Source organism: Aeribacillus sp. FSL W8-0870, assembly GCF_037963755.1.
Lineage (GTDB): Bacteria > Bacillota > Bacilli > Bacillales > Aeribacillaceae > Aeribacillus > Aeribacillus composti.
Map to the genome: position 1 here is coordinate 232698 of NZ_CP150165.1, position 14598 is coordinate 247295.

At 37.9% G+C, this 14598-nt stretch carries 11 protein-coding genes; all 11 read left to right on the forward strand.

Annotated features, from left to right (window positions below; translation table 11 throughout):
- Nucleotides 1-270 precede the first annotated feature (270 nt).
- The 11 genes from NSU02_RS01290 to NSU02_RS01340 all read left to right on the forward strand — a co-directional run bounded on the left by NSU02_RS01290 (nt 271) and on the right by NSU02_RS01340 (nt 14530).
- Nucleotides 271-582 carry a DUF5391 family protein gene (locus NSU02_RS01290; RefSeq protein WP_339193885.1) on the forward strand — a complete coding sequence of 104 codons (312 nt, stop codon included), beginning with the start codon at nt 271-273 and terminating at the stop codon, nt 580-582.
- Nucleotides 583-697: 115 nt separating this feature from the next.
- Nucleotides 698-1948, forward strand: coding sequence for an IS4 family transposase (locus NSU02_RS01295; protein WP_339192832.1), 1251 nt, complete (start codon nt 698-700; stop codon nt 1946-1948).
- A 1163-nt stretch (nt 1949-3111) separates the two neighbouring features.
- Nucleotides 3112-3753: a LysE family transporter gene (locus NSU02_RS01300; protein ID WP_339193888.1), complete on the forward strand. Its 642-nt coding sequence runs from the start codon at nt 3112-3114 to the stop codon at nt 3751-3753.
- 899 nt (nt 3754-4652) lie between these two features.
- Nucleotides 4653-5777: an FMNH2-dependent alkanesulfonate monooxygenase gene (gene ssuD, locus NSU02_RS01305; protein WP_063386476.1), complete on the forward strand. Its 1125-nt coding sequence runs from the start codon at nt 4653-4655 to the stop codon at nt 5775-5777.
- 401 nt (nt 5778-6178) lie between these two features.
- Nucleotides 6179-7801: an FAD-binding protein gene (locus tag NSU02_RS01310; RefSeq protein ID WP_339195628.1), complete on the forward strand. Its 1623-nt coding sequence runs from the start codon at nt 6179-6181 to the stop codon at nt 7799-7801.
- Nucleotides 7802-7813: 12 nt separating this feature from the next.
- Entirely contained in the window at nt 7814-8146 is a 333-nt protein-coding gene (locus tag NSU02_RS01315; RefSeq protein WP_063386477.1) for a 4Fe-4S binding protein, read from the forward strand.
- Nucleotides 8147-8151: 5 nt separating this feature from the next.
- The gene (locus tag NSU02_RS01320; protein WP_339193891.1) at nt 8152-9195 is read left to right on the forward strand and encodes an ABC transporter substrate-binding protein; all 1044 of its coding nucleotides are present in this window, start codon (nt 8152-8154) and stop codon (nt 9193-9195) included.
- Nucleotides 9196-9258: 63 nt separating this feature from the next.
- Nucleotides 9259-10026 carry an ABC transporter permease gene (locus tag NSU02_RS01325; RefSeq protein ID WP_339193893.1) on the forward strand — a complete coding sequence of 256 codons (768 nt, stop codon included), beginning with the start codon at nt 9259-9261 and terminating at the stop codon, nt 10024-10026.
- A 12-nt stretch (nt 10027-10038) separates the two neighbouring features.
- Nucleotides 10039-10860 (forward strand): ABC transporter ATP-binding protein, encoded by an 822-nt coding sequence (locus NSU02_RS01330; RefSeq protein ID WP_327847839.1) that lies wholly within the window; start codon nt 10039-10041, stop codon nt 10858-10860.
- A 660-nt stretch (nt 10861-11520) separates the two neighbouring features.
- The gene (locus NSU02_RS01335) at nt 11521-12912 is read left to right on the forward strand and encodes an LLM class flavin-dependent oxidoreductase (protein WP_339193896.1); all 1392 of its coding nucleotides are present in this window, start codon (nt 11521-11523) and stop codon (nt 12910-12912) included.
- A gap of 454 nt (nt 12913-13366) precedes the next feature.
- Nucleotides 13367-14530 (forward strand): APC family permease, encoded by a 1164-nt coding sequence (locus tag NSU02_RS01340; protein WP_339193898.1) that lies wholly within the window; start codon nt 13367-13369, stop codon nt 14528-14530.
- Nucleotides 14531-14598: the final 68 nt, after the last annotated feature.

Genomic DNA, 14598 nt, shown 5'->3' on the forward strand with positions numbered 1-14598 from the left:
AATGATAAAAATTTAGGAAAGTTTTGAATAAACATTATCAGTAAAACATCGAAGATATACTGCCTTATAAAAATTACGAAACGATATGCTTCTTCTTCGAGGATACAATGGATTTTTACAAAGACATAGGTGCTGACGACAATTTATAGTTGAGCTCTCTATTGTTCAACTAGAACAAGGGGCATTAAACATTTTGTTTTTTAATATTTAGCATTTTATCAATTAGCTAAGGGAAAATGACTACATAAAACTAAGAAAGGAATGTTCATTTTGGATAATAAGAATAAAAAACTTAAAATTATCATTGTAAGCGCAATTTCAGCAACCATTCTTTGTTCAATCATTGTATTGGCTTCACTTTCTCCAATATCTAATTCAGGACCTAATGTCAATCAATTTGGAGACATCGGTATGTGGATGTCTATCATTCTCATTCTTATATCTTATGCAATCCCTTTAATTATTTACAGTTTAGGGGTTGATGCATTTAAGTATGTAATGGCTGCACTCTGTGGCTTAGGTCTTCTAATAGGGATGGCTGTTATATTTACTACTATTTTCAGTAGCATTGCATTAAGTTAATTTTAATTTGTCAAGCCCAATTTTATGTTAAATTTCATCTTTTTGGATATAAAAAAACTCCTTATAATTAGGATTGGCAGTCCTATCCAAATCCTAAGAATAAGGAGAAACCATTATGGATAAGAATACCACAGAATCCACAATAAATGAACTATTTAAAGAGATCGATCCAATAACTTTTTCAAAACTAATTAATGTGATTGACGTTGACAAATACATTAAAAAATTAACGGCGTATAAGTTTTTACAACTTTGTATCATCGCTCAGTTAAACGAATTGGAAAGCTTAACAAAATTGGCCAAACATTTGAAAGACAAGGAAGAGTTGCAGACATATCTGGAATTTGATGCAATTAGTACTTCGCAACTTTCTCGCAAATTAGGCCAATTATCCCCTCAACTGTTTGAAAAAGTATTTAAATATCTGGTCTTAAAGATCCAAGGGCAAATGAAAAATGCCCCGATCATCCGAAACATTGGTCGTCTTCTGGTCATTGATTCTACCACGATGAGCATGAGTTTGAGCCAATATCCATGGGCAACTTTTCGTAAGACAAAGGCTGGTGTTCGACTCCATTTAAAGGTTGTTGTAACGAAGGATATCACTGTTCCGGATCAAGGGATTATCTTACCCGCGAAACATGCCGATCGCACACAGATGGACGAACTCATTGAAATCGATCCAAATGCGATTTACTTGTTTGATCGAGGGTATGTCGATTACAAACAGTTCGACCGCTTATGCCGAGAAGGGGTGCGATTCATTACCCGGCTTAAAAAGAACGCAGAGATTGAAGTTTTATCGGAACGGATTCCCAATCCAGAACGTTTGATTTATAGGGATCAGATTGTCATTTTAGGAAATGACCGTAATCATACCAAAATGACTCATCCTCTCCGATTGATCGAAACGGTCGACAGCGAAGGGAATCCCGTGATCATCATAACCAATTGCTTTGATCTTTCTGCGGAAGAGATTGCAGATTTATACCGATATCGCTGGAAGATAGAGACCTTCTTTAAATGGATGAAACAGCACCTTAAGATAAAAAGATTTTATGGAAAAAGTCAAAATGCCGTTTACAATCAAATTTGGATCGCCCTAATCACCTATTGCTTACAGGCCATGCTCCAATTAAAAGTGAATCACGATGGTCCTTTATTAGAGATCAAGCGAACTTTACAGAATCTGCTTTTTAAAGGTTTTGACTGTTTTGTTCGCTCCCTTTTTAAAAAGCCAATTCGAACGTCCAACGGTCGGAAAAAATACCATTGGGAAAAAGATTTTGAAACCATCGTGTACCAATTTGAAGAAGGGGAGGTGGAACACCTAGACGATTTAGTTTATGATCCAATGTTTCTGTAATATATTACCAAATTGTGGAAATGGACTGCCGATTAAGACGTCATTGTCCTTTTAAGCTTGCTTAGAAAGATTGTATGTCTGAATATTCAGTTACATGAAATAACTGGAATTTTTATTGAGCTTGACAAACATTAAATTTTTTTATGCAACGCTACTGTACTATTTTATTTATATTTACTTCTACAACTAGTATGATTTTATATGCTTTATTATGTCTTTCCGTTTTATATATTATGTCAAATATAATTTGGATTTTTATTACCTTTTCAACTAGTAATAAAAGCAAAAACGCAATTCTTCAATAGGCCTTATTATGCAAATGAGAAGTACAGGAACGGTCCGATAAATTCTAAAATGAAGCCAGTAGAGAAAAATAGTTGTTTTTCTCCGCTGGCTTTTGTAATTTTTCGATTCTTGTCTGAGTTGAAGATGCGGATCCACTATTTTCAGGATGCTGTGAACTATTGCCACAATTCCAAACTCGCCCCCCTGCAAGGATCATCTGCAGATCACCCTTGATGTGTCTTGACATTTTTTTACTTCGATTTTGAGTCGAATGTAAAAAAACCACATCATTCTTCCTGCGTTTTAGGAACTGCTATTTCTTTCATTTTTCTTTGAACCAACTGGTCAAGTAAGTTCCCGAGAAAGGTGCAATCGTGGAACGACTTGAATATTATGGACTTTTCAAGCAGGGGTCGGAATGTGCATTATACGACCAATGCGATCGAAAGAAATTCGGAAATAGTTGAAATCGATGGGCATTTGAGCAGTTTAGAAATCGTGGGGAAAAGTTGTATATTTGATGATATAAGACTTTCATGAGAAATGGGCAGAGCAAGAGTAGAGAGGAGTACCGAAGCAAAGGAAGTCTTTCAGCAAATGTTTGGTAAATGTTGCAATGAACCATTATTGCAAAAAGGCCATACAGGAGACTTAAAATTTAGCCGCATTGTGTGAAGAAAACAGCCCTCTATTCTAAAATTCCATCAGAGGTACTTTATTTATCTTGCATTATACAAAATTATTGACGTTACCGAGTCAGTATCATTACAATAAAAAGGTTAACTTTTCCATTTGTCCTGCCTGACATATTTATTTTTTAAAAATTGTTCCTTATAAACAAAAAAATTATTTTCAAAATAAGTTAGGAGGCTATATAAATGGAAATATATTTGAAATACTTTTTAATGGGGTTAACGATTGCTTTACCGATAGGAACCATCACAATTGAAATGACTAAACAAGGGATTAAACATGGTTTTTTACATGGTTGGGCGGTGGGATTAGGCGGGATGACAGTTGATTTTCTTTTAATTATTGCCATTTATTTAGGGTTGGCTCCCCTATTATCGGCCCCTTTAATACAAATTCCATTATGGCTGCTGGGCGCTGTTTTTTTATTTTATTTAGCCTATGATTCGATAAAAAATGCAAATCACGATATGACAATGATTGGCGAACCAACTTATAAATCGATTGGAAAAACATATCGAAATGGTATACTTGTTGCAATCTCGCCAAGTAATTTAATTTTTTGGATATCAATTTTTGGTGTAGTGCTGACAGATTCATTTTCTCAAGCGAATACAGCTGATTTTTTTATTACTGCATCAGGAATCTTATCAGGAATATTGGTACATGACATTATACTTCTTACTATCATTTCGGTTACACGAAAAGCAATGAATAAAAAAGCAATAATGACTGTTTCGATTATTGCTGGAATTTTGTTGTTTGGTTTCGGTTGTACTTTTCTCTATAAATTTTTCATAACATTACAAGCAAACTATCCGTTTGGATAGGTGCAAATAAATAATGACATTATTGTAACAGGTTCGAATTGGATCGAAATTGAAAAAACTGCATCTTCCATTTTAGTCCTTCCTTCTATCACGGAACGATATTTTGATTTGAAAAATACGCTCTCCTCGTTGTAATGAAACGGTGAATCATAAAGGAAATTTTGTTTCATTCGATAAAACATCATTAACACTTGAATCTAAAAAATCGGTGATACGGCAGTAGCTCTATTTCCCATTAGCTCAAGGAAGAGCAATAGAAACACAGGAGAATCTCCTGAAGCGATGAAAGGATCAAGTTGAACAATTGAGAAAGAGTCATAAGTGTTTAACTCTTTGAGTCTCATACATTGCTTCCGGCAAAACAAACTTTAATACGATTCGCCAAGTATTTTTGGAGAAGTGCATTTTCTCCCTTAAAAAACACGTATTGATTATTCGGCTTGTTGCGTTTTGCTTGTGCAACATTAAAAAAACACGTATTGGTTATTGACAAAACAAAAATCCAAGCTATATAATATCTAGTAATCAACTAGGAATACTATGTTTCGGTTGCGTAATTTTCGGAAATACATTCAGACGTTCCGTTCCCTTTGAAATGGAATATCTCATTCATGTCGAACAGCGAATTTGCAAAGCTATCTGGATTTATTTGTTTATCAATTGGGCGATTCTTTAACCTTAGAGCATACCAGCACAAGAAGCAAAATAATCACTGATTGGAAATCTGAGCATATCTTGCATGGATACATGATAAAGTCCAATAGCAAGCTGATGAAGTGATGACAATCATTAGTCCACCAGACCACTGGAGACTTCCTTTCATTTTTAAGGGAGTCTCCTTTTTTATTTTAAGCACCTCAAGACATATTTAATCGTCCAAATTCAAGGAGGAATTATAAATGGAAATCTTTTGGTTTATTCCCACAAATGGCGACTTTCGTCAATTAAATCATCAAGAAGGTTCACGTCCTGCAACCTATAACTATTGCAGACAAATTGCACAGGCTGTCGATGATTTAGGCTATAGCGGCGTGTTAATTCCAACAGGAAAAACATGTGAAGAAGGCTTTATTGTCGCTTCAACGCTTGCACCCGTAACAAAAAATTTAAAGTATCTTGTAGCGGTGCGGCCAGGATTAATGTCACCGAGCTTTGCAGCACGCATGTCGGCGACATTGGATCGATTTTCTGACGGTCGGTTATTAATTAATGTGGTGGCTGGCGGAGATCCGGTCGAGCTTGCAGGAGAAGGTGTGTTTTTAGATCACGATGAACGATATGAGTTAACAGATGAATTTTTAACCATTTGGCGTCAATTATTTACAGAAGAAGAAGTTGATTTAGAAGGAGACTATTTACGAATTCGAGGTGGGCAATTGCCATACCCGACAGTTCAAAAACCATATCCGCCGCTATATTTTGGAGGATCTTCACCTGCTGCGATGAAGGTGGCGGCAAAGCATATCGATGTCTATTTAACATGGGGAGAACCACCGGCACAAGTGGAGAAAAAAATCAATAAAATGCGGGCGTACGCTGCTGCCCAAGGAAGAACAGTAAAATTCGGCATCCGGCTGCACGTCATTGTCCGTCCAACAGAAGAGGAAGCATGGGAAGCTGCCAATAAGCTCATTGAACATGTGGATGAGGAAACTATTGCGCAGGCGTTGAAAGTATTTAAGCGGATGGATTCTGAAGGCCAGCGCTTAATGACGAGTTTGCATGAAGGTGATCGTACAAGATTAGAAGTGAGTCCAAATCTTTGGGCCGGTGTTGGATTGGTACGGACCGGTGCAGGCACGGCGCTAGTAGGAGATCCTGATACGGTTGCTGCCCGTATGAAAGAATACGCTGATTTAGGCATTGAGACCTTTATTCTTTCAGGCTATCCGCATTTAGAAGAAGCCTATAGAACAGCGGAATTATTATTCCCGAAACTTCCAATTGATAAAAAGGATACTTCTCATCAGAAGACATTCCTTAGCCCATTCGGAGGAGATATCAAATCGGCTGTTGCGAAATAACAGGTTCATTAAACAATTTGAGGTGACAACAAGAGGATTGTGAAAATGCTTGATTTTAATTGGTGATAACCATCATGTCTCTTATAGGATGATGCAGAAAGATTTTCATCTGTCACATAGAGAACAGCGGCTCTTTTTGGTTAAAACCAAAGTAAATAAATATGTTTAATTTGAAATAAGACAGTATGAAAGCGGGCAGCTCATCAGCAAGGAAAGGTTTGGCTTTACAGAAAACAGCAGCTCCAAAGTGGATCAATTAGTGAAAATTACGGGATTTAGTCTGAGTTGACCAGACGACTGGAGACTTCCTTCATTTTATGGAAGTCTCTTTTCATTTTTTATGGGAATTTCAGTTTAAAAAAGTAAAAACGATTTTAAATGATGAAAAGGGGATGGATAAAATGGCATTCAATCATTCTGAAAAATTAATCAATCAAATATATGATGTAAGTTTTAAAGCAGATGTTCTTGTTATAGGCGGAGGGCCTGCCGGCGCTTGGGCTGCATTATCAGCCAAAAAGAACGGGGCAACGGTTATCTTGGTGGATAAAGGTTATTGCGGCACTAGCGGGGCGACGGCTCCTTCAGGCAATGGAGTATGGTATATACCGCCTGTTAAAGAGAAAAGAGAAGAAGCGATGAGAAGCCGTGAAGCCTTAGGAGGGTTTCTTTCTGAACGGAAATGGATGAAAAGGGTACTAGAACAAACATATGAAAGTGTCAATCAGCTTGCTGAGTGGGGATATCCTTTTCCAGTAGATGAAAATGGCGTAGTACATAAGAGAAGCCTTCAAGGACCTGAATATATGAGATTGATGAGAAGAAAATTGGTGAAATCGAAGGTAAAAATTTTAGATCACAGCCCTGCGCTGGAGCTTTTGTATGACAGCAATGGAGTTGCCGGAGCTGCGGGCGTCAATACACAAACTGGAGAAACCTGGTCTGTTCAAGCCAGTTCTATCGTTATCGCATCAGGCGGATGCGCCTTTTTAAGCAAGGCGTTAGGATGCAATGTATTAACTGGTGATGGGTACTTATTGGCTTCAGAAGCTGGTGCTGAGTTTTCAGGCATGGAATTTTCCAATGCATATGCCATTACTCCAAAATTTTCTTCCATTACAAAAACAGCTTTTTATCAATGGGCTTCTTTCACTTATGAAGATGGAACCATTATTGAAGGGGCGGGTTCACATAAAGGGCGTTCGATCATTGCCAAAACATTGCAGAAAGGAAAAAAAGTGTTTGCACAGCTGGATAAGGCGAAGGATAACCCTGAGCTACAAAAGTGGATGAGAATTGCCCAACCGAATTTCTTCCTTCAATTCGATCGAATGGGCATTAATCCTTTTGAGGATCGCTTTGAAGTGACATTACGGTTAGAAGGGACAGTAAGGGGCACCGGCGGCATCCGGATTATTGATGAAACTTGTGCAACATCAGTTCCCGGATTATTTGCCGCAGGTGATGCTGCGACTAGAGAGTTGATTTGCGGCGGATTTACAGGAGGGGGAAGCTACAATGCGGCATGGGCCATTTCCTCTGGCTATTGGTCCGGGGAAGCAGCAGCGAAGTATGCCCTTTCCTTTAATCGAAATAATCTGGATAGAACCTTGTCAAGAAAACATGTCATTGGAATAAACGAACAGCGCACAAGTCATAATGGCCTTGATGCAAATGAGGTGATTCGGCATGTTCAAGCGGAAGTGATGCCTTTTGATATTAATTTGTTTAGAACAGAAGAAAAGTTATCCGCCTCCTTGCAGCGGCTTCATTCAATATGGCATGAAGCAAAAACAAGTCTGAAGGAAAATAAAGGAAACATCGTAAGGGTTCGGGAAGCAGCCGCAATGTTAGCCACCTCCCGTTGGATGTACACAGCAGCACTAGAGCGAAAAGAAACTCGAGGCATGCATAAACGGCTTGATTTTCCTAAAATTGATGAAAACCAGCAGCATCGTCTGATCACGAGCGGTTTAGACGAAATAAAAGTGACTGCTGATACTCATAATTTCCAGACTGTATAAGGAGGAAGAAAATTGATACAGGTTCTGCTTGAGGAACGATGTGTAAAATGCAATCTTTGTGTCAATATTTGCCCCACTAACGTGTTTGAAAAAAGAAAGGGAGAGGTACCCGTTATATCAAGGCAGGATGATTGCCAAACGTGTTATATGTGTGAATTGTATTGCCCTGTTGATGCACTTTATGTAGCTCCAAACGCTGATGAGGCCGTAGAAATTTCTGAGCAGGAATTATTAACAACAGGTTTAGTAGGAAGTTATCGAACAAACATGGGATGGCAGAAGGGACAAAAACCGGTCGCTGCCCAAGACCCAGCTTATAAATTTTATTTGCCTAGCGGAGTGTGACTAGAATGGGAAAATCATCAAAGAAAAAATCCTTCATATTCTTTATAGCAATTTTTGCACTTTTAACAGCGTGCAGTTCCAATAATACTTCTACAAACAAAAATGCGGAAACGGAGAATCATTCTAATGCAGGGGTTGAGGAGAAAGGAAAAACATTAAGGCTCGGATATATTAACTCAACCGGAAACAAAGACAAGGACAAACCTGCCGCTTCAGGAGCTGAAGGGTGGGCGCTTAATAAAGGATTTTTGCAGGAAGAATTAAAGAAAATTGGAATTACAAATATTGAATATTTTTCTTTTCCTAACGGCCCTAACCTAAACGAAGCAATGGCTTCAGGAGAAATTGATGTAGGAATTTTAGGTGATACACCTGCTTTATTGGCGAGAAGCTCAGGACAAAAAACAAGATTAATAGGATTTGCTAATATTTTTCAAGATATTTGGTTAGTTACTAATAAGAAAAATGGAGTATCTTCCTTGGAGGAATTAAAAGGAAAAACAGTAGCAACATCAAATGGATCTTATATGTTTCGTTATTTAACAGGTCTATTGGAAGAAAATAATCTGCTTGAAGATGTAAAAATTGTTCATTTACTTCCGCCAGAAGCAGCTGCTGCTTTGGAGCGCGGCGATATTCAAGCATATGCATTTCCAACATATATGGGTCCAAAACATGTAAAACTTGGTTTTCCTTTGCTTCACCAAGCAAGTAAAACGACACCGCATTTAACCGGAACATCTGTCACCATTGCGTCAGAAAAATTTTTAGAACAGAATCCGGAGTTTTTATCAGTATGGACAGATACCCGTGAAAGGGCAGTAAAAGATTTAAAAGAACATCAAGAAGAATTTTATCAATATGTGGCTGAAGTGACCAAACAGGACTTAGATGTTGTGAAGGAAAGCCTCCCTCTTAACAATATTCGAGAAGAGAACTTCCCGAAAGAGGGGTTGGAATTATTGGAAGGAACGAAAAAGTTTTTAGTAAAACAAGGATTGATTAAAAAAGATTTTGCCATAAAAGATTGGATGCTAAAAGATCAGTAGTTTTTGTAGAAGGCTTTGTCTTAAAAGCCTTCTATCCTGTTTATGCAACTGAGGTGGTTAGATATGAAAAAAACGTATGAGTATTATATTTTGCCGGTTGTTTTGCCGCTCCTGCTTGTTTTTCTTTGGATTTATTTGACGGAACGTGAATTGATTGCACCATACCTAATTCCATCTCCGAAAACGGTTATCCACACAATCGTTCAATTTATAGAGGATGGAACCCTTTTGCAGGATTCATGGGCAAGTGTCAAAAGAATGCTGCAAGGCTTTTCCTTAGCCGTTTTCTTTGGTCTGCTATTCGGGGTATTAATGGGTTTATTTGCTAGAGTCGATCAATTTTTTGCTGGAATTCTGAATGCGATCAGAGTAATTCCGCCATTAGCCTGGATCCCGATCATTATTCTTTGGTTTGGTATCGGTGAAACTTCTAAAGTCATTATTATTTTTAAAAGCGCCTTTTTCCCCATCCTGTTAAATACAATTCAAGGAATCGAAGGAGTGCCTAAAGGATTTCTGGAAGTGTCAAAACTGATGGGAGTAAGCAAAAGAAGAACGTTATTTAACGTGATTTTTCCTGCTGCTTTGCCTTCTATATTTGTTGGGCTTAGATTGGGATTAGGAGCGGCTTGGATGGCTGTGGTCGCTGCGGAATTGATTGCTTCCGATTCAGGACTCGGTTACCGAATCACACAAGGCCGGGAGCTTTCCCAGCCCGATGCCATGATCATTGGAATGATCATGATTGGGATAATTGGAGTCGCAATGGATGCTGTTATTAAGTTTATCCAGCAGCGCATCCTGTCTTGGCAAGCAGGCATTAAATCTTAGGAGGTTGCTTACATGCCAATAAAGGAAAACGTTCAGTTTCAGGTAGCGAAACCGAAAATAAAGATTACTAATTTGTCAAAATCATTTAATCAAGGAAAGAATACGTTAAACGTATTAGATGATATCAATTTAGAGGTTCAAGAAGGCGAATTTTTGGCCATTGTTGGATCCAGCGGATGCGGAAAAAGTACGTTATTGCGAATAATTGCTGGTCTTGACAGCTCTTTTGAAGGAACGATTGCCATTGATAATCAAAATATAAAAGGTATAAGAGCCGACATAGGCATGGTTTTTCAGGATCATCGGCTGTTTCCTTGGATGACTGTTAAGCAAAATATAGCCTTTGGTCTTGAAAAAGTGCCTGCATCTGAACGTGAAAAACTAGTGAATGAATATATTGAATTAGTCGGATTAAAGGGATTCGAAAAAGCAAGGCCCGGAGAGCTTTCAGGCGGTATGTCTCAGCGGGTTGCATTGGCGCGTACATTAGTAAAAAAGCCCAGCATTATTTTGCTCGATGAACCTTTTGGGGCGCTGGATGCACTGACCCGGATTCAAATGCAATATGAAATTTTAAGAATACGAGAACAGGCCAATGTTACTATGATTTTAGTGACTCATGATATTGATGAAGCTGTGTTATTAGGTGACAGGGTGATTGTCATGTCCAAAAAACCAGGCCGCATCCAAAAGACGATTCCAGTTTATTTATCAAGACCGCGAGACAGAAATAGCCGTGATTTTGTAAAAATACGTGAAAAGATTTTAAATTTATTTTTTGACACAAATGTTTCGTTGAATAAATCACAAGAAAAAATTTCATTAGAGGGATAGGTTCCTTCTGCAAACTGCTTATTGCTTTTGCATGAAAATAGAAATCCTCTATCGCCTTATGCTGATACAACGACATATTAAACTATAAAAATATAATAATCTTGACAACAAAAAGTTGGCATGTTAATTTATTCGCATATGAATAATTGGATTTCCGACCAGAACACTGGAGGCACTTGGTTTACATACTAAGTGCTTTTTTACATATCTTAAAAGGTGAATATACAGTGTCTTCGTTCAAGTTGGCTAATCTATTTTGTTTAATATTATTTGTACAAAGACTATAAAAAGTCGATGCTGAAGAAAAATCGGATCAATAAAAGCAATTATGATAGAAATACAAGAAAAAAATTTCATAAAAGTAACTTGACAGATATGTTTAATTGGTTTTAAAATCTCATTAAAGATTTTGAAAATTTAAATAAGCTGACTGGAAAACCGGAGGCTCTCAATTCAAGTTGAAACTTATCTTGAAATGGGGTGCCTCCTTCTTTTACATCAAATTATTCTAAAATAGAATAAACATTGAAAAATAAATGATAGTTGACTGGACAACCAGAGACTCTTTTTCAAGTTTAATTTAGCTTGGAAATGGGTCTCTGTTTTGTTTAACAGCAACTTTTTAACACCAATAAAAAATGAGAGTTTGAGGTAAGTAACATGAAGAAAAAACGAATCTATTTAAATGCGTTTGATATGAATTGTGTGGCCCATCAATCACCAGGCTTATGGGTACATCCTGAAGATCAGTCGTATCGTTATAAGGATATAGATTATTGGGTTGAATTGGCTCAAACTTTGGAAAGAGGGCGGTTTGACGGCCTGTTTATTGCTGACGTAATCGGGATCTATGATGTGTACGGGGGAGATAAAACTACAACAGTACGTGAAGCGACACAGGTGCCCGTAAATGATCCGATGATGCTTGTCTCGGCGATGGCGAACGCAACGCAACACTTAGGTTTTGGAATTACATGCTCGACAACATTTGAACATCCTTACACGTTTGCACGCAGGATGTCCACATTGGATCATTTAACAAAAGGAAGGATTGCTTGGAACATTGTGACTTCGTACTTAGAAAGCGGGACAAGAAATATTGATATTGGAGATCGATTTATCCATTCGGAAAGATACAATGTTGCGGAAGAGTATATCGAAGTTTGTTATAAATTATGGGAAGGCAGCTGGGAAGATGATGCGGTCATAAAAGATAAAGAAAAAAGAATTTTTACAGATCCGACAAAGGTTCATGAAATTCACCATCACGGTAAATATTTTCATGTGCCTGGTATACATTTATGTGAACCGTCGCCGCAAAGAACTCCTGTCTTGTATCAGGCTGGAGGTTCAACTAGAGGCCGTCAATTTGCTGCTAAACATGCAGAATGCACCTTTATTTCTGCTCCTGGAAAGGAAGCGATCACTTTATATGTCAAGGATTTAAGAGCTCAGGCAGCTTTATTGGGAAGAAACCCTCAAAGCATTAAAGTGTTTGCATTAATGACGGTAATTGTTGGCCGGACGGAGGAAGAGGCGCGGGCTAAATATGAGGATTTATCCCAATATATCAGTTATGAAGGAGCGCTTTCCTTGCTGAGCGGCTGGTCGGGAGTGGATTTCTCTAAATATGAACCTGATCAAGAAATTGAGTACATTGAGACAAATGCCGTTAGATCCATGCTTGAATCACTAACAAAGGCAAGCCCAAATAAGAAATGGACCGTTCGCGAGCTGGCAAATTTCGCAGGCATTGGCGGCATGGGACCAGTGATAGTTGGAACACCTGAACAAATTGTTGATACGTTTGAAGAATGGATTGATGAAACTGATATTGATGGATTTAACTTGGCTTATGCAATTACACCAGGAACATTTAAGGATATTGTGGATCTCGTAGTGCCTGAACTTCAGAAACGAGGTTTGTTGAAAAAAGATTATGAAGAAGGAACTCTTCGAGAGAAATTATTTGGAAAAGGAAATTCTCGTTTATCAGAAAATCATATAGGTGCAAAATATCGAAACCTCGGGCGCCTGTTGCAGAAAAAATAATTACACTGAGAAGTATAGATTTTACCGAGATTTTTACTCAAAAATTCCACTAAATATATATGAATAATTATATTTTGGGAAGGAGAAATGAATAAAATGCTTCATCAAGTCAAACTTCATTCAAGTAAGCTTGGAACAGCGCATCTCTGCCGCTAGAAAAGATGCTGAAATGAAAGATATGCTGGTTAAGAAGCCCAGCGATTTTATGCAATGGAGATGCAAGCTCTGAGAAGAAGCTCGGAAAACGATCTTGGATAAAATTGAAATCTAATTTAACGGCGCTTATAGGTACACAAAAGCAAGTGTCCGATCGAATTTTACATTATTTCGACGGAAGGGGGATTCCGTTACCCTTTCGTACGGGATAAGGAAAAAATGACGCAGCCTATTGAGGCGCAAGTTTGAAACCCTATTAAAAACTACTTTTGAATAAAATCTATGAGGAGGTGGAGAAATGGAAGAAAATTTAAAAATCCAGCTGAAACCAAAGAAAAAACTAACTGCTTTTGATGCCATAAGTTCTACGCTGGCGCAAATGGCTCCAGCGGCAGCAATATATTATGGATTCCCAGTTATATTTGCGGCTTCGGGAATTGGATCTCCGTTAACACTCTTACTTGCTACAGTAGCGATCACAATGGTTGGGCTCAGCTTAACAAATTTTTCAAAAATTCATCCTAGCAGCGGATCGCTCATCAAGTATATTAGTATGACTTTTGGTGATATTGTCGGCACTACAGCTTCACTTGTTTTTTTAATCGGTACTATCTTTTTAGCAGGCTCAGCTTTTATTGAGCTTGGGGGATGGACATCTGATTCACTAGCCTTATATAACATTCACATTCATTGGATCGTCCCTACTATTATTTTAGGTTTAATCGTTTGGGCCATTACAGTGGTGGGAATTTATAGTTCGACTAAAATTGCTGCGGTGGCATTATTCATTGAGGTAGCAGTGCTTGTTTTCGTTTCAGTGTTAGTTTTATTGCATCCGCCAGCGCCGTTATCTTTAAAGCCTTTTGCATTTTCTTCAATTCAGAATGGCATAGCAGGACTTAGCTTAGCCTTTCCGCTTGCGATCTATTTGTTTATTGGCTTTGAAAACTCAGCTGCTTTGGCAGAAGAAACGGATAATCCAAAACGAAATACTGCTCGTGCAGTTCTCGTAAGCATTGCGATCATGTCGGTCTTCTATATATTTGTCAATTATAGTATCATTCAAGGATTTTCGAATCAAATTGATGATTTAGTTAAAAGTACTAATCCGTTTATTGATCTTTCTAATCAGTATTTAGGCAGCTTTTCTGTATTAGCTATTATTGCAGGATTCACTAGCATACTTGGAATGACCATCGCCTGCTTGAACGGCTTCTCCCGAATTGCGTTTAACTCAGCTCGAGAAGGATTAATTTATAGAAAATTATCAAGGGTTTCAAAATGGGGGACGCCTATCGGCACACTGACACTTCTTTTTATCTTAGGAATGTTGGCTGCGATTTTAATTGGTTTGCTTAGTAAAGGATGGGTAACTGCATTCGGTTATCTCAGTACAATTGGCACGATCCCGCTCTTGCTCATTTATTCTTTATTAAATCTTGCAGTTATATTTTATCACTAGCATTGCAGTAATTAAATCTGATGATTCAAAATACTAAGAATGTTCAATTTTTTATTGATTTCGAAACA

Bases quoted from the DNA above. Each gene is read 5' to 3' on its own strand.
- ssuD (WP_063386476.1), top strand. From the start codon at position 4,653: ATGGAAATCTTTTGGTTTATTCCCACAAATGGCGACTTTCGTCAATTA.
- NSU02_RS01340 (WP_339193898.1), top strand. From the start codon at position 13,367: ATGGAAGAAAATTTAAAAATCCAGCTGAAACCAAAGAAAAAACTAACT.
- NSU02_RS01320 (WP_339193891.1), top strand. From the start codon at position 8,152: ATGGGAAAATCATCAAAGAAAAAATCCTTCATATTCTTTATAGCAATT.
- NSU02_RS01310 (WP_339195628.1), top strand. From the start codon at position 6,179: ATGGCATTCAATCATTCTGAAAAATTAATCAATCAAATATATGATGTA.
- NSU02_RS01330 (WP_327847839.1), top strand. From the start codon at position 10,039: ATGCCAATAAAGGAAAACGTTCAGTTTCAGGTAGCGAAACCGAAAATA.
- NSU02_RS01300 (WP_339193888.1), top strand. From the start codon at position 3,112: ATGGAAATATATTTGAAATACTTTTTAATGGGGTTAACGATTGCTTTA.
- NSU02_RS01335 (WP_339193896.1), top strand. From the start codon at position 11,521: ATGAAGAAAAAACGAATCTATTTAAATGCGTTTGATATGAATTGTGTG.
- NSU02_RS01325 (WP_339193893.1), top strand. From the start codon at position 9,259: ATGAAAAAAACGTATGAGTATTATATTTTGCCGGTTGTTTTGCCGCTC.
- NSU02_RS01295 (WP_339192832.1), top strand. From the start codon at position 698: ATGGATAAGAATACCACAGAATCCACAATAAATGAACTATTTAAAGAG.